Below are 18,263 nucleotides of genomic sequence, written 5' to 3'. Positions count from 1 at the left end.
CGGGGGGGGGCGGTGGGCGCCTCACATCCTATGCGCGAACTTGCGTCACCAGCATGAGCCGGGCAAATCGGGGCGGTGAATTATCCAGGCTAGAGTCGAGCGCAGATATCCGGAAACGCGCTCGGCTTGTCTGATGATCTTATGAGTTTCCGTGCCGAGAGGGGCAACGGAGCCGCCAGACGTCCTGCGGCAGGCAATCCTAAGGCCCTTCTCAGAACCTCGTGATTCCCGTGCGCAGCATCAGTTGCGCCGAGGCGGCGTCGAACACATGGTCCCAGTCGCCTTCCGCACGAGGACGGAACAGGCGCATGGAGGGGTACCAGGGACAGTCCGTGCGATCCAGCAACCACAGCCAATGGGCCACATGGCCAAGCAGCACCCAGACCTCCTTGCCCATGGCGCCCGTCAGATGGGCGACGGAGCTGTCGGTCATGATCACCAGGTCGAGATGGTGGATGGCGGCGGCCGTATCCGCGAAGTCGCCTAGATGCGGTGCCAGATCTATGATGGGCCCGCCTCGCGGCAGGTCGTGCAGCGACTTCTCCGGCGGGCCCTTCTGCAGGCTGTAAAGCTGCACGCCCGGCTGAGCGAACGCCTGGAAGAAGCCCAGCAGTGGCCGCGCCCGTTCCTCATTGCGTTTGAAGGTGGTGCTGCCGGACCAGACGATACCAACCCGCAGACGGCCATCGGGCGGGCCGAAAATTGACGCGAACTTGGCAATGCGGTCCGCTGGCGCTTTCAAATAGGGCTGGGTCGGAATGCTGGCGAAATCCGGGGTGAACAAGCCAGGAAGGCTGCACAAATGGGCATGGTAATCGGCGTCCGGCAGCGGCGCCCCCCAAGGGACGAGTTGATCGGCCACGCCCAGTTCCGCCAACAGGGGAATGATCTCCTTCTGGCATTCCACGATCAGCTCACCACCCAGCGCCTTGACCCGCGACAGATAGCGCGCCACCCACAGGGTATCGCCGAACCCCTGCTCCGCCAGTAACACCAGGCGTTTGCCACCATAGGGACTGCCATCCCACTTGATGCTTTTGAGGTTCTCGCGGATCGGCACTTGGCCGCTGATCAAGCGGACCTCGTAGTCTGCCCAGGCGGGGCGGTAGTTGCCGAAGTAAAGATAGCTGCGCCCCCGGTCCCACCGCGCCTTGTGAAAATTTGGATTGAGTTCCAACGCCCGGCTGAAAGCGAGCACGGCGGCACCGTGGTCACCGGCCTCGGCCAGCGATGTGCCCAGATTGTGATGCAGCAGCACATCATTGGGCGCCAATTCAATGGCACGCCGGTGAGCGTCGACCGCACTCTTCAGATATTTCAACTTGGTCAGGGCATTGCCCAGGTTGGTCCAGATGCCGGAGCCACGCGGGTTGGCCGCCAGCGCGTCGCGGTAGCACCACAAGGCGTCCAGATTCCGCCCCATCTGGGCGAACATGACCCCCCGGGCGTTCAGCAGGTCGCCATGATGGCCATGGTGCGCGATGGCCGCCGCCAGGATCACCTCGGCCTCCGCATACTTGCCGGCGTCATGCAAGGCCGTTGCTTGGCTCAGCGCCTCCGGAATGGTCAGCGCCGCCGTCTCAACCGTATCCACCACTCTTTCTCTCTTTATTCTCTAGACCGCCCAAATCTCTGACCTGCCGAGCCCGGCTGGCGGATACGCCGCCAGCCGGGCCATTGGGCCATGGTGTCACATCATAGCGTGATCAGACCCCGTGTGCCGCCGCCAGTTGCTGCGGTTGCTGAGTATCATTGGCTGGACTGGAGATCGTCATCGATGGTCCCGATCCGCTGTCGCCGCCGAAACTGGCCATCGCCTGGATCAGCTTCTGGGTCGCATCGTTCACGCTGTAGGCGAGGGCCACGGCCGCCATGGCACCGGTGGAGCCATCCGTTCGGGTGAAGGCGCCATCGCCCAGGATGGTGTTGCCATTATCGTCACGCTGGGCCGGGGTCTCCTGCAAACTCAGCGATGCGATCCCCAACTGGTCCAGCGTGAACAGGTCCGAGCTGTTGAAAACCCCCTGCCCCGTCGGGTCCACCCAAACCTTCAAGCTGGACCAGGCGGCATCATGAGCGTCCAGCACCCCGTCGTGATTACTGTCCAACTGCGCCAACTGGCTGTAGCCGGCCACGAAATCCTTATCCTGCGTCACCGTGCCCTTGTTGGCGGGATCATAGACCAGCACGCCTTCACCTGCGGTGACCCAGCCTGTCTTCTGGGTAGCGCCGACATTCGCCATGTCAAAATTGACCGTTGAGCCGTCCAACCCAGCGGTCGTTACCGGCTGCCCCTGCAAGTTGAGGATAACGGGGTCGTTATCATAGACCCAACTGATGCTTGGACCATTGGCCCCGTTACCATAGCCAGGCCCGGTCCAGAACGTAACCTGCGCGCTGGTGCTCCCGTTCGCCGTGTTATTTTTACCGTGGACGTTGACACTGACACCATCCGCCTCGTTGATGGTGTCATTGCTGCCATAGAGTTGGAAAAAGGCATTCTGAAGTGTATTGATGGTGCCGTTGGACATGGTGACGGTCCCTGATGACACTACTCCTACGACAGCGTTGCTATCGTAGACCGTCACTCTTCCACCTGCCACATCGACATGGTTGCTGCCGGTATCGCCATTGACCGCGACATTGTAGGCATAGATCGCCGCGTAGGAGTTGCTGTCTGCCGTCAAGTTTAGGGTACTTGTGTTGCCCTTGATTATCCCCGAGAAGCCGCGACCACCCACAATAGTATTGTTGGTGCCATTGGCGCCAATGTCAGCGTTGATGGTGATACTCTGACCATTGGCATAAATGGTATTGCCAGTCCCTGTTACCGTAACCATGTCACCGGTGCCAACATAGATGGTGTTGTTGTTGCCGGAAACCGTAACGCTGCTATTCGCATCGATATTTATATAGTCGTTACTGCCGTTGATGGTGGTGTTTGTGTTCTGTTGCGCGACCAGGCTGCCATTCGACAGGCTGATGGTATTATTCTGGCTGCCGGTCAGGATACCTGCATAGCTATTCGAACCCAACGAGATGGTGTTGCCGCTGCCGTTAAAATTGAACGACGTGTAGTTCCCAGCATTAATCGAGTTGCTCGAGCCATTGAAACCGATGCCGCCGTTATCACCCACATGGTCTTGGGTTATCAGCGTTCCATTTGACATGTTTATCTGATCACCCTGATCCCCTCCGATCAATCCCAAGTAACTGCCGCTGCCCATGGTGATGACGTTGTTGGAGCCGACAACATTGAAATTGTTGCTGGCGCCTGCGGTGACGGTATTATTGGACCCGTTCAGAGTGTTGCCCGCACCGTTCCCCACATTGTCCTGGGTCACCAAGCGCCCACCGGACATGGTGACGTTTATATTCTGATCCCCCGCGATGAGCCCGACATAACTGCCGCTGCCCATTCTGATACCGTCATTAGAACCGACAATGTTGAAACTGTTGTTGGCGCCAGCCTGCAGGGTGTTGCCATTCCCGTAAAGTGTTAGGCCGGCACCGTTGCCCACATTGTCCTGTGTATCCACCCAGGCACCGGAGCCGTAGATGGCATCCCCCTGGCTGCCCGAAAGCAGCTTCATGTACCCTTTTGAATTGATCGTATTGTAATTGCCGGAAACAACGAACACGCTGTTGGCCCCCTCATTCAGCGTATTGTTGGAACCGTTCAGAGCGATGCCCGAGGAATTTCCCGTATTGTCTTGGGCGGTGACGGTGCCGCCGGACATATTGATCGTCATCCCCTGAACGCCCCCATTCAGGTTCAGAGTATCCGAGCCCGCATTCACGGTCCCACCCGAGCCAGTGACGGTCTCGGTCAAGTTGCCGGCGGTGACATTGGCCGTGCCCCCGGATTGGAAGTTCAGGTTATGGCCCCCGCCATTCACCCACACGACGGAATTACCGTTCATGCTGACGGTGTCGTTGCTGCCGTTCACCGTCACTTGGCCGCCGCTCCAGGCTCCGATGGTGTCCCCTGTGGCGTTCACTGTGTTGCCGGTGCCGAAGAAACCGATGTTATCGCCACTATTGGTACGCAAGTTAACTAAATTATTATTACCGAACAGGCTGGTCGACCAGATGCCGCCAGCCGTGTTGATCGTATCATTGCTGGCGTTGATGGCGTTGCTGCCACCCGTGAGATTGACGGTCAGGCCACTGGCGATATTGAACGTGCCACCGGACATGCTGAGCGTGGCATTGCCGTTCACGCTCATCACATTGCCGCTGCCGGAAGCGACCGAGATGTTGGCACCGGCGGCAATCGTCATATTGTCGTTGTTGCCATAGAAGGTGGCGCCGGTGTTGGCCAGGATGTTGAAGCCGGCACCAGTGGCCCAAATACTGTTCCCCGTGCCGCTCAACCACGACTGCCCACCCGACCCGTTGATGGTCAGGCTATTGTTGTTGCCGTAAACGGCAATAAAGTCGTTTGTACCGGTAACTACGTGATTACTGTCACCAAAGACATCTAGATGAGCATTGTCAAACTCGGTAACCGTGGAAGCCGATATGTGCAGCCAGCTACCCGTTCCCCATTCCCCATTCCCGCCAAACTGCACCGTCTGGCCATTCACCCCATAAACCGTGTCGGTATCGCCGCTAAGGTTAAGGGTGTCGCCCGCAGCATTCATCCAAATGGTGTTGCCATTGCCGTTCACCGTCTCGGTCTTGCCAGCGGAGCCGTTGACCGTGAGGCTGGACGATGAGGCATTCACGGTATCGCCCGTGCCAGTGATGGCGCCATAAGCCCCGTTGCTCAGGTTCACCGTGTCGCTATTACCGTTCACGGTAGCCTGTGCGCCATTGATGACGCTGATGACGTCATTCGAGGCATTGATGTTACTGCCGGTTCCACTGGCGACTATGATGGTGTCACCTGAATTGTTACGCAAGTTCACTGTATTATAGTTGCCGTTCAGCGTCGCGTTCGCGATACCATTGGAATTAATGGTGTCATTGCTGGCATTAATGACATCATTATTTCCCGCCATGGCCAGCGTATAGCCGTTTGCCGTTACATTGACTGTGCCATTGCTCATCGAGAAACTGGTACCGGTGCCATAGATGGTCAGGATGTCGCCCGCCCCATTGATGGCCGCGGAGGCGTTGGCCAGCATGCTGACGTTGTTATTATTGGCGGTTACTGTGTTCCCGGTGCCAGACAGTTGAACATAGGAGCCGCTTCCCGTGACGGTGATGGCATTATTGTTGCCATAGATACCGTTACTATCGGTGCTCCCCACTGTCACCGCATTTCCGTCACCATGTACATCGACATGGGAGCCATCGGAAACGGTGATTGTGCTGCCGGCCAACCATAGCACGTCAAGCAGGCCATTTTGCCCATTGCCTCCCGCCGTCACTACTTGGCTGCCGCCGCTGGTCACCGTATCGTTACCGCCATTCAGCACCAGAGTATCCCCCGCTGTCGCAAGCGAGACGATATTGCCGTCGCCGCTCACCTTCTCGGTATGGCCGGTCGCCCCAGTGAAGATCACCGTGGAACTGGTGGTGGTTACGAAATCCTTGTTGCCGCTGAGGGTCACAGTCGACCCGTTCGCCGAAATGGTCACGGTGTCGCTGTCACCGTTGATGGTTGCCGTGCTGCTGGCGCTGACAGCGGTGGTGACGTAAATAGTCTCACCACTGACGGCCGCAGTGTTACCCGTACCACTCAGCCAGACATGGCCCCCGCCGCCCGTTACCGTCAGGGCGTTGTTGTTGCCATAGGTGGCGATGTCATCGTTGCTGCCAGCCGTCACCTGGTTGCCGTCGCCAAAGATATCGGTATGGGCATTGTCGGCCTCGGCGATGGTGGCGCCGGACATCCGAACGGTGTTCACGGCTCCACCCAGACCGTTGCCGCCGATGCGCAGGATCTCTCCTGTACCGCCCGTGACCGTTTCGCCGGCGCCGGTCACCGTGACGTTGGCGCCATTGGCAAGGTTCACCGTGCCGCTGTTCTGGTTGATGACGTGCCCGGAGCCACTGACGTTCAGCACATCGTTGGCTTGCGTCACGGTGACGATGGCATAGGTGCCCCCGATGGTCTCCGTCAGCCCCGCGGCCCCTGTCACCGTCAGCGTGACCACGCCGGCACTGGTACCCGAGGCGGTGACGGCGTTGCCACCGCCCGTCACCGTCAACACGGCCCCCGCCCCCACGGTGACGGTATTGCCCGTGCCGTTGAGGGTGGTGGTGGTGGACGCCGCCAGATTGATGGTACTGCCGGCGGCGGTGACGGTGTTGCCCGTGCCGCTGAGGTTGAGGGTGTCGCCAGTACCATTAACCGTTGTCAGCGTGATGATGGCCTGTGTGCCCGTCACCGTCTCCGTCAGACCGGCGGCACCCACCGTCAGGGTAGCGCCCTTGCCCGAGGCGGGATCATAGTTCGCGGCTATGGTGTCGCTGCCGCCGATCACCGTGGCGGTGGAGCCGGCAGCCAGGGTGACGGCGTTGCCGCCGCCATTAACCGTGACGCTGCCGCCGGTCACCGAGGCGGTGCCATTGTTCATCACCAGGCTCTGGTTGCTGCCGCTGATGGAGATGGTGTCGGCGGTCGCCGTCGACAGCACGGTCACGACGCCATTCTGCCCACCGACCGTTTCCACCAGCTGCGAGGAGTTGATCGCCAGAGTGGCAAAGGTCAGAACCGCTGTGTCGTTGGACCCGGTCAGCGTGGCCGAGGGGTTGCTGGCGGACAGGGAACTGCCGGTCAGCACCAGACTATTGCCGCTGCCGGTCGCCACAACGGCGGCACTGTTCGTCAATGTCAGGCGATTGCTATTGCCATTCACCGTGGCCGAAGCGGTGTTCGTCAGAGTGATGGTATCGCCCCCGCCGCTCACGGTGACGTTGGTGCCGGAAATGGCCAAGGTGTCGCTGGCGGCCGTGACGCCGATGGTGGCGCCGGTGATGGTGGTAACACCTGCGTTGGCCGCCAGGGAAACCGTCTGGCCGGTGCCGCCGATGGTGCCGCCCGCCCCGGACTGCACGGCGATGGTGTTGCCGGAGCCCAACACCGTGTTGCCGGTGCCGGCTGCCAGGGTGATGGTGTCCTGCGTGCCGGTCACCGCACTCCCGCTGCCGCTGACCATCATCGTTTGCCCCGTCGCCGTCAGGCTGGCGGTGGCATTGCTGGCGCTGAGACTGACCAGCAAGCCCGAGGTGCCGCCGACCATCAACGTACCGCCATTGCCGGCCACCGTATCACCGGTTGCCGTGATGGTGGCGGTGGCGCCACTGGCCAGGGTCACGGCGTTGTTCATGCCGTTGACGGTGACACTGTCCCCACTGGAAAGGCTGACGGCGTTGCCATTGGTCGTACCGCCGCCATTGTTGATGACGGCCGTGGCGTTAGCCTGCACCAGGATCGTCTCGCCATTGCCGTTGACAACCTGCCCCGTCCCGCTGAGCCCGATGGTGTTGCCGGCGGGCGTGACAGTGATGGTGCCGTTGCTCCCCCCCACAGTGGCTGACTGCCCGGCGGGGCCTGCAATCGTCAGGGCGGCGCTGTTCAGCATCGCCGTATCGCCCGTGCCGGTGATCGTCATTGAAGAACCGGCGGCAACCGTCAGGTAGTCGGAGTTCCCGTTGATGGTGGCGTTGGTATTGGCGAAGGCGACGACGCTGTTGTTGCTGGCCGTGACGACGCTACCCGAGCCCGTCAAGTAGACGTTGCCGCCGGTTCCCGTCACCGTGACGAGATTGTTGTTGCCGTATGCAGCGATATCGTCCCCCACCCCGGCCATGATCTGGTTGCCGTCGCCGAAGACATCGACATGGGAGTGATCAATCTCGGTGATCTTGGCGCCCGACAGATTGACGGTGTCCACGGTCCATGCCACCTGGTTGCCACCGACGGTCAGCGTCTCGCCCGTGGCGCCGCTGACGGTCATGCCGGCGCCGATCAGGGTCGTGGAGGCGTTGGCGGCAAGTTTGAGCACGCCATTGCTTTGGGTGACGGTGTTCCCCGTGCCGCTGAGGGTCAACGTATCGGCGGTGGTCGTCACGGTGATGACGTCATTGCTGCCGGTGATCGTCCCCACCAGGCTAGAAGTACCGGCAAAGCTGATTTTGGCGCCGCTGCCCAGCACCACGTCATTGCTGCCGGTCAACGCGACGGTCGCCCCGCCGGCAATGGACACCGTGTCGCCACCGCCGTTGATGGTGGCATTGGCACCGGCATTGACGGTGACGGTTTCGGAATTGACTGTGGCCGTGCTGCCCGTCCCGCTGATCCAGACGTTCCCACCGGTGCCCGTTACGGACAGCACGTTGTTGTTGCCGTTGATCCAGACGTTGTCGCTGTTGCCAACCGTCACCTGATTGTTGTTGCCGTAGACGTCGCCACGCGCATTGTCGAGCAGCTGGACCACGGCGCCGGACAGGAACAGCGTGTTGTCCGTGCCATACAGTCCATTGCCCCCAAGCCACAGGGTGTCACCCGTGCCGCCGGTGATCGTATTGCCGCCCCCCAGAACCATCGCGGCCGCGTTGTTCGCCAGCGCCACGGTGCCGCTATTCAGGGTCAAGGTCTGGCCGCTGCCACTGAGGCTGATGACATCCCCAGCCGTGGCGCTGATAATGCCGTTGCTGCCGCCCACGCTGGCTGTATGGCCGGCCGTGCCGGCGATGGTGACGCGGGAACCGGCGACGGTGATCAGGTCCTTGTCGCCCGTCACGGTGAAGACGCTCGCGGCACCGCCGGTAAGCGTGTTGGCGTCGCCGGCCGCCGTCAGCGTATTGATGCCTGTGAGGACATCCGCCAAGGTGCTGCCGGAGACGGCGGCCGAGCCCAGGGTGGTCGTCAGATTGATGACCATGCCGGCGGCGGTATAGCTGCTGATTACTTCACCACCATTAGCTTCCAAGCTATTTCCCTGACCATTTGAAATCAAGGTCGTGAGGTCAGCGCCACCGATCAGAGTTTCCGCTCTGCCCGCCGCAGTCAATGTATAGGTGTATCCGGTCTCATCGACGGGCGCACTGGCAACAGAACCAGTGCCGGAAATCACTGCCGCCTTGAGACCGACCAGGATATCGGAAACGCCAGTTCCAGAAACCTTCGCGTAGCCGGCACTGATAAGACTGCCGAGGGCGACAATCATATGATCTGCGGCATAACTGGCCACCGCAGTGCCTGCATCACTGGCGAAAAGCGTACTGCCATTACCATTCCCGATCATGACGGCGCTACCCGCGTCTTCGGTCAGGATGGCCGCCGCGCTGCCAGCGATCAGCGTGTCATTGATGCCCGTGCTGGTTAGCGTGGACGCGACACTGCCACCGATCAGGGTGTCATTGGCGCCGGAAACCCAGATGGCCTGGATGCCGACCAACGATCCCAGCGTATTCGACCCGTTCACCGTGGAGGTGTTGGTCTGCAGGTTGATCGTCATGTTCCCGGATTGATAGCCGGCGACGATGCCCTGCCCCCCATTGGTGACCAGTGTGTTGGACCCGCCGTTGGCGATCAGCGTCGTGGCGCCGATGCCGTTGCTGGACATCAGCGTGTCGTCATAACCCGTGGCCATCAAGGTGTTCAGGCCCAGATTGGCGAGGACGGTGTCATGGTTGCCGGTAACCAGGACATTGTTGATGCCATAGAGGACGTCACCGCCGGTATGGCCGTTCAGCGTCGCCTGTTCAGGTGTGGCCAAAAGATCGACCGAGACGTTATCGGCGTTATAGACGGCAATGGCGGTCGCGCCGCTGGCGCCGGCGCTGAGGGTGTTGCCCAGCCCGTTGGACACCAGGGAGGTGACGGCCCCATTGCCGCCGCCCGCGATCAGGGTGTTGTGGATGCCGGTGGCGATCAAGGTGGTGACACCGGCCCCGCCCGTCAGGGTACCGTTGTTGCCCGAGGTCGAGACGGCCGTGATGCCCACCAGCGTGTCGCTGACGCTGGCACCATTCACCTTGGCCGTGCCGGTGGTCAGGTTGATGGCCAGATTGCTGGCCGCATAGGAAACAAGCGCTTTTCCGGCACCGACCGCCTGCATCGTATTGCCATTGCCGTTGGCCACAAAAGTAGCATTCCCGCCGGTGGCCATCAGCGTTTCGCCAGCCGCACCCGCGATCACGGTGTCGTTGGCCCCTGATACGGCAACAGCCGTGATACCGATCAGAGTGTCCGCAGCGCTGCCGCCATTCACCGCCGCTGTGCCGTTGGCCAGATTTACGGTCACGTTGAACCGTGTGTAGGTAGCGGTTACGGTGCCACCCGCCGCCTGGAGCGTACTGCCCGCTGCGTTGCCAACCAGCACGACGCTACCGCCAATACCTTTCAGCAGATTGGCGCCACTGCCCGCGGTCAGCGTATTGCCGGTACCGCTCGACAGCAAGGTGCCAACGTTGGCCGTGGCGGTCACACTGTTGCCGGTCACGGTGGCAACGGCACCGTTCGAGACCGTGACCCCGTCGCTATTCCCATTGAGGATGGCGCTACCGCCGGTGACGGAAATACTGTCGCCGTTGCCGGTAAGGGTTTGATTGGCCCCGCTGACGTACAGGGTGTCATTGGCGAAGTTGACCGTGGTGACGCCGCCGCTTCCCGCAATGGTATCGGTAAGGCCGGCACCGCCGCCCACCAACAGGGTGGCGCCGCTGACCAGCGTCACGATGTCGCCACTGCCGGTCAGGGTGGCGCTGGCGCCGCTGGCCACCGAAAGCTGATCATTACCACCGTTGAGATTGAGGCTACCCCCGGCCGACAGGGTGATGATGTCGTTGTAGCCGGTCAGGGTCTGGGCACCACTAATCGCCAATACGTCGCCGCTGACGCTGATGGTATTGCCGCTGCCGGCGATGGTCTGGGTCAGGCCGGTCGCGCCGCCGATATTAAGGGTGGCGGAGGTGCCGGTGATGACATTGCCACCGCCGTTGACTTGGGCGGTGGTCCCCGTCTGCAGAGTCAGGGTATTGGAGTTCCCGTTGATCGTGGCGTTGCCACCCGTCAGCGTGATGATGTCGTTACTGGCCGCCAGGTTCTGGTTGGCGCCGCTGACACTGATGGTGTCGTTACCGAAGCCAACGCTGGTGAAGCCGCCGCTGCCGGCAATGGTTTCGACGAATCCGGACGTGCCTCCGACAGAAACCGAAGCATTGGTCAGCGTCAGGACGTTGCCACTTCCGCTCAGCAACGCGCTGGCGCCCGCCGCCAAGGTAACCTGGTTATTGCCGCCGTTTAACTTGATGTCGGTGCCGGCCCCCACAATGACGCTGTCGTTGAAGCCGGTCAGGGTCTGGGCCGAGCCGTTCAGGTTGATGACGTCATTGCTCTGATTCACGGTGATGGTGTTGCCACTGCCGCCGATGGTCTCCGTCAGGCCGGAAGCCCCCGCCACCGTCAGCGACACCCCAGACGCGGTCACCACGTCGTTCGACCCGCCCAGGGTGGCGCTGGCGCCGCTGGCCACGGTCACGGCATGGCCGGTGCCGTTCAGCAGCGCGTTGCCCGACGCCACGGTGATGAGGTCGCTGGTGCCGCTGAAGGTCTGGTTGGCGCCGGTCAAGGTGACGGTGGAGCCGACATTGACGATGGAGGTGCTGTTGCCACTACCGCCCACCGTCAAGGTCTGGGGTCCCGCGCCCAACATGACCAAGCTGGCGTTGCTGGCCGTCACGGCGTTGTTGCTGCTGGTCATGGCCAGCGTCGCGCCGGCGCTGACGGTCACGGTGTTGCCGCTGCCGTCCAAGGTGGTATTGCCGCTGATGACGGTGACCACGCCGCCGCCCATGGTCAGCGTCTGGTTGGCGCCGCTGACGCTGATCGTGTCCCCGGTCGTGCTGGCGGTCAGGTGGCTGCCGCTGCCCGTCAGGACCTCGCTCAGGTTCGCGGCTTGGAGCAGGACCGCGCCGCCGCCGTTGGCGGTAACGGTGTCGCCCGAGCCGTTCAGCAGGGCTGCCGCCCCCGCCGCCAAGGTGACCGAATGGCCCGTGCCGTTCAGCGTGGCGCCGGCGTTGGCGCCCAGGCTGATGATGTCGCCGGTGCCGTTCAGGGTCAGGCCGCCGGACGCGGCGACGGACAGAACGTGCCCGCTGGCGCTCACCGATTGGCCGGCGCCGCTGAGGAACAGGGTATCGCTTGCGGTGGAGGTGCCCGCCGTGCTGACGGTAATGACACTGCCGCCACCGCCGATGCTTTCGGTCAGGCCCAGCGCGCCGCCCACCACCACCGTGGCCGCCGTGGCGGTGACGGTGTCGTTGCCCCCCGTCAGGGTGGCCGTGGCACCCGTGGCCAGGACCAATTGGTCGCCGCTGCCGGTGGCGGTGACCGTCGTGCCGCCGAAGCCGGTGATGAGGTTGCCGTTACCATTGACCGTCGCCACCTCGGCGCTGCCGGTCGCCAGGGTCACGGCGGTGCCGGCGCCATTGACGGTGGCGGTGCCGCCGGTCAGCTGCAGCACGCCGGTGCCCATGGACACGGTCTGCGCCGTGCCGCTGACCGTGACCGTATCCGCGGTGGAGGTGACCGCGATGACATCATGGTCACCGGTGATGGAGGCGGTGAGGCTGCCCGCCCCTGCCACCGTCACGCTGGCGCCACCGATGGCCGTAACCATGTCACCCGTGCCGATCAGCGTGGCGGAGGTGCCGGCCGCCATGATGACCGCGTCGCCGGAGCCGCCGAGGATGGCCTGGGTGGAGCCGCCGCCCGTCAGGCTGACGGTGCCGTTGGTCATGATCAGGGACTGGCTGGCGCCGCTGAGGCTGATGGTGTCGCCGGCCGCCTGCACCGTGATGGTGCTGGTGCCGCCGCCTATGGTCTCAGCCACGCCGCCCGCCCCGGCGATGGTGACGGTGGAAGCGGTGGTCGTCACCTTCTCGTTGGCGCCGGTCACCGTCAAGCTGCCACCCCCGGTCACGGCGACCGTGTTGCCGGCGCCCACCACGGACGCCTGCACCGGCCCCGTCACCGCCCCCGTCACCGCCCCCATCACCGCCAGGGTATCGCCCACGGCGTTGATGACATGGCCCGCGCCCGCGGTGACCGTCACGTTGTCCGTGCTGTTGGAGCGCAGGGTGAGGGTGGCGGCGCTGCCCGCCAGGGTCGCGGCCAGCAGGCCGGTCGAAATCAGCGTGCCGGTGCCGGTGATGGTGTCGTTGCTGCCCCCCAGCGTCATCCCCACGCCCGAGGCCGCCAAGCTGACGGTGGCGCTGGAGACGGTGGCGGTGGCGTTGATGCCGTTCATCACCACGGTGTCGGCCGTGCCGGTGATGACCGCCTGGGAATTGGCCTGCAGGGTGACACGGCTGGCGTGGGCGGTGACCGCCTCCCCCGTGCCGTTCAGGATGATGGCCGTGCCGTCGCCCAGGTTGATGGTGTCGCCGTTGCCGTTGATGGTGATGGCGGTGGTGTTGCCGACATTGATCTGGGTGGCGATGGTGCCGCCCGACATGGTGATGGTGTCGGCCTGGCTGCCGGACAGCAGGGTGACGGTGTCGCCATTGGCGGCGGCGACACTATTGCCGCCGCCTGACAAGACCAAGGCCTCACTTGCGGCCAAGGTCACGGTGTCGCCGGAGCCGATCAGCGTCGTGGCCGAGACATTGCCCACGTTGGCCTGGGCGACCACGGTGCTGCCTCCCAGCGCCAACACGTCGCCCTGGTCACCGGACAGCAGGGTAACCGTCTCGCCGCTGCCGTTGATTGTGTCGCTGTTCCCGGAGAGCATCAGCGTATTGCCGGTGCCCAGGTTGACGATATCGCTGGACCCGATCAGCGTCGTGGCGGTGGTGGTTCCCACGGCGACCTGGGTCGCCAGCATGCCGCCCGACAAGGTGACGATGTTGCCCTGGCTCCCGGCGATGAGGCCGACATAGCCGCCCACGTTCAGGGTATTGCCGCTGCCGCTGACGTTCAGGCTGTCGCCCGCGCCGCCGGTCAGCGTGTTGTTGTTGCCGATCAGGGAGTAGAAGGCGCTGTTGCCCACGTTGGCCTGGGCCACCACCCGGCCGCCCGTCAGGTAAAGCACGTCCGACTGGCTGCCCGACAGCAGCGTGACCGCCTCGCCCGAGCCGCTGCCGTTGACGGTGTCGCCATTGCCGGACAGCACGAGGACGTTGCCGGTGCCCAGGTTGACCGTGTCGTTGGAGCCCGCCAGCGTGGTGGCCGTGGTGCTACCCACGCTGGCACCGGTCGACAGGGTGCCGCCGGACAGGGTGACGACATCGCCCTGGTCGCCCGCCAGCAGGGTCAGCATGCCGCTGGGCATGACGACGGTGTCGCCGCTGCCCGCCAGGGTCAGGACGTCGGTGGCCGAGGTGACGGTGATCGTGTCGCCGCCGCCGGTGATGCTTTGCGTCTGGCTGTCGGCCCCCGCCAGGGTCAGGGCGAGGCCCGCCATGGTGAGACTGACGCTGTTGCCGCCGCCGATCAGGGTGTCGCCCGAGCCGCTGAGGGTCACGACACCGCCCGCCATGGACAGGGTGTCGCCGCCGCCCGCCAGGGTCAGGGTGGCCCCGGCGGGCAGCACGGTGACGGCGTCGCCGCTGCCGGTGACGCGCTGCACCTGGTTCGCGGCCCCGGCCACGGTAAAGGCCAGGCCGGCCCCCACCAGGCTGGTCGTGTCGTTCGTGCCCGTCAGCGTGTTGCCCGAGCCGGTGACCACCGCCGTGCCGTTGTTCATGGCCAGGGAGGCGCCGGTGCTGCCCAGGCTGATGGTGTCGCCGTCCGCCAGGACGGAGATGAGGCCGCCCGTGCCGCTGATGGTTTCCACCAAGCCGCTGGCCCCGGCCACGGTCAGGGGGCGGCCACTCATAATGACCGTATCGCCGGTGCCTGTCAGTGTGGAGGAACCGCCACCGAGGTTTAGCTGATGGCCGCCCCCGTTTAGGGTCGTCATACCACCAATCTGGTCGATTGAATCTTGATTCCCGTTTATGACGAAAACGCCATTCATCATTTTGATGAATCCGCCACCCATATTGAGGGTATTATGGGGACCTGCGTTTAGGGTCACGCTGTCACCAGCCGGGACGACTGTGATGACGTCACCTTGGGTTACCGGATTAAAGAATTGGCTGTGTCCAGAATCCCCACCAATCGTAATGTTGGAGTTGCGAGCCCCAATTGAATTCTGATTACCAGTAACAATGATATTGTCACTGAGACCATATATACTGCTATTATTACCGGTTACCAGAAGCGCGCTGATACCGACCAGAGTATCCGACACACTGCCACCCGTAATCCCCGCCGTGCCGTTAGACAGGTTGATCGTCATCCCGCTGGCGTCGTACTCCGCCACGGCGGCACCGCCGGCGGCCATCAGGGTGTTGCCCAGGCCGTTGCCCACCAGGGTGGCGTTGCCGCCCACGCTCTCCAACAGGGCGCCGCTGCCCACGGCGATCAGGGTGTTGTTGGCGCCGTTGGACAGGATGGGGTCGCCGGCGGTGCCGGCGGTCACCACGTCGTTGCTGGCGTTCAGATAGAGGGTGTCGGCCACCGACTGCACCGCCACGGTGCTGCCGCTGCCGGTCAGGGTTTCCACCGCCCCGGCGGCGGTGGCCACGGTGACGGCGGCGTTGACGGCGTTCAGGGTGTTGTTGCCGCCGATCAGGGTGATGCTGCTGCCGGCACCGGCCGACAAGGTGTCGCCGCTGGCGGTGACGGCCAGGGTGGCGCCGGCGGTGGCCAGGCTGACGGTGGCGCCGCTGCCGGCCAGGGTGTCGCTCTGGCCCGCCGCCACGGCCAGGCTGGCGGTGATGCCGGTGGCGGTGACGGTGCTGCCGCTGCCGTTCAGGGTCAGCGACGTGCCATTGGCCAGGCTGACGGCGTCGTTGGCGCCGTTCAGCGCCACGCTGCCGCCGGTGACCGCCAGGCTGCCGTTGCTCTCCGCCACCGTCACGCCGTTGCCGTTGACGGTCAGGGTGCCGCCGGTGCCCGGCAGGGTGATGCTGTCGCCATCGCCCAGGATGGTGGCGGTGGCGCCGGATTGCAGGTTCACGGTGGTGTTGCTGGCCGCCAGCGTCGCCCCGGCCTGGTACAGGGTGATGACGTTGGTGCCGTCGTCGTTCGTCACCGTCTGGCGCAGGACGTTGCCCGCGCTGTCCAGCTCCTGGGTGGTGGAGGCCCAGGAATACTGGTTGCTCACATCGAAGACGGTGCTGAAGCTGGACCCGTCCGCCCGCTTGCCGGTGCGGCTCAGCTCATGGTTGGCGTTGTCGAAATTCTGCTGAATGACGGTGTAGGCGGGGTTGTCATAGATCAGGATCTTGTGGGTGCCGTCCTGATTGAACAGGTAATCCGCCCTGACGGCATTGGCCGCGTTGTAGAACACCATCTCCGACGTGAAGCCGGTGGCGTCGGTGAAGCTGACATAGCCCGTACCGTCGGCCACGGTGCCATAGGACGCGGTGACGGCCGACGCCCCGCTGCCCACCTTGATGGTGGACAGCTTGGCGTAATCGTTGGCGAACCACCCCTGCACCGCGATGCGCGTGGCGCCGTCGGCGCTGGTGATCACCAGGTCGTTGCCGGTGTGGGCGAAGGCGAACTGGTTGGCGGCGGTGCCGTCCTCGATATCCAACTCACCCGTCCGCGTGTTGCTGCCGGACACGCCGTTGACGACGGTCAGGCTGCCCCAGGCGTTCATCTGATAGATGTCGCTGCCGCCGTTGCCGATCAGCGTGTCGGTGCCGCCGCCGGCCAGCAGGGTGTCGGCGTTGGCGCTGCCGTCCAGCACGTCGTCGCCCACGCCGCCCGACAGGGTGGTCTGGCTGGGCAGCAGGTAGGTATCCCCCGCCACGCCCATGCCGGCCATGTCGCCGTCGTTGAAGGTGCCCGGCTCCCCCGGGATGGTCGTGGGCCGGCTGGCGGCGATGCCGGCGGCTATGTTGCCGTAATAGGCCGCCAGCGAGGCCGCGACCCGCGTCGTGCCGACGTCGATCTCACTCAGCCGTGCGAAGCTGTCGGCGTACCAGCCCGACACCGTGACCTGGTCGCCGGCCGTGCCGTCCTTGATCACCAGGTCCACGCCTTGGCGCATATAGGTGATGCTGCTGGCATTGAGCATCGCCAGCGAGCCGCGCTGCTCGTTGTCGATGGAGATGCCGTTGTCGATGGTGACGAAACCGTCGCCGGTGCCGTAGCTGTAGGTGTCATCCCCACCGCCGCCGATCAGCACCTTCTGATTGGCCGTCGCGCGCAGGGCGTCATTCCAGGTGCCGCCCTGGATGCTGGTGCCCAGGCCCATATCGGCGGCCATGGCGAGTTCGACGATCCAGCCGGCCGCGAACGCGGAATTCGGATCCTGGGCGATCACTGCATTGATGACTTGCCGATTTGCGATATAGGCTTCGTAATCCTGTGCGACCTGAATGTTGGCCCCCAGGGTATTCACATCCGGCGCGGCGGACGACCGGAGCGTGGCGTCAATCGCCCGCAGCATATAGGGATCGGCGTTGCTGAATTGCATCGTCGCCAACTGATGCATAATGGCATAGTTGGTCAGCGCCGTTGAATTCGCGAACGAAACACTATCGGTCCCATCGTTGGCGTTGTAGGCGTCCTTGTTCTGATAAACACCCACCGAAAACTCGTGGCCGGCATTGACAAGGGTTCCCCCGACCGTCTTGATGACGGCATTCAGTTCGACCATGACGGAATTGGCATAGGCGACGGCGGTCTTGTCATAATCGCCACCCTGCGGTGATTTCAACGCCCCCAGGACAAACTGGCCATTTGTGCCAAACTGGACCGTCTCCAAACTATAGGGTGTCGGACCAGCCAAAAGGTCGCCGATGATGGCGCCGACAATGAAACCAACCAACGCGCCAATACCTGGATAAAAGAAATTGCCCCAGGTAATGCCCTGCTCCAAAAAGCCCAGGGACGCTACAACTGTACCCACGGTGGAACCCAGTGACGCGCCAATTTGGCCCTCAACAGAGTCGGGAGAGTAGATCAACTTCGCCAGCTGGGTGCCGAGGAAAGAGCCTGCAGCGGCCTCGAGGGCGGATCCGTCCTGAATGCCTTTAAGCCAATTGGCAAATGTCGCGTCCCCCCCATCAACGGCGACGCCTAAATATGCACTGACGTCCTTAGCCAGAGTACCCGCGATGGTACCGATGGCCGTGCCTGTCAGGGTATTTGCCAAACCACCCACTAAGGTATTTGGATCCAGGCCAAGTGCCTGGATAAGGTCTCCAGATAGAAAACTGGCCAGAGCCCCGGCTCCAGCGCCTTCGATGTTCCCCAGAAGTTGTCCACCGAAGCCGCTAAAGGATTTATCCAGCTCACT

At 63.3% G+C, this 18,263-nt stretch carries 2 protein-coding genes; both read right to left on the bottom strand.

All coding sequences use genetic code 11. The features are described from left to right. Positions 1-211: 211 nt before the first annotated feature. Positions 212-1,597, bottom strand: a complete 1,386-nt coding sequence (locus FBZ90_RS19245) for a tetratricopeptide repeat protein (protein ID WP_246130509.1) — start codon at positions 1,595-1,597, stop codon at positions 212-214. A gap of 109 nt (positions 1,598-1,706) precedes the next feature. Next, positions 1,707-17,792: a hypothetical protein gene (locus tag FBZ90_RS19240; RefSeq protein WP_145734591.1), complete on the bottom strand. Its 16,086-nt coding sequence runs from the start codon at positions 17,790-17,792 to the stop codon at positions 1,707-1,709. Positions 17,793-18,263 lie beyond the last annotated feature (471 nt).

It is taken from the genome of Nitrospirillum pindoramense (assembly GCF_007827955.1).
Classification (GTDB): domain Bacteria; phylum Pseudomonadota; class Alphaproteobacteria; order Azospirillales; family Azospirillaceae; genus Nitrospirillum; species Nitrospirillum amazonense_B.
This window is presented reverse-complemented; position numbering and strand designations above follow the sequence as displayed.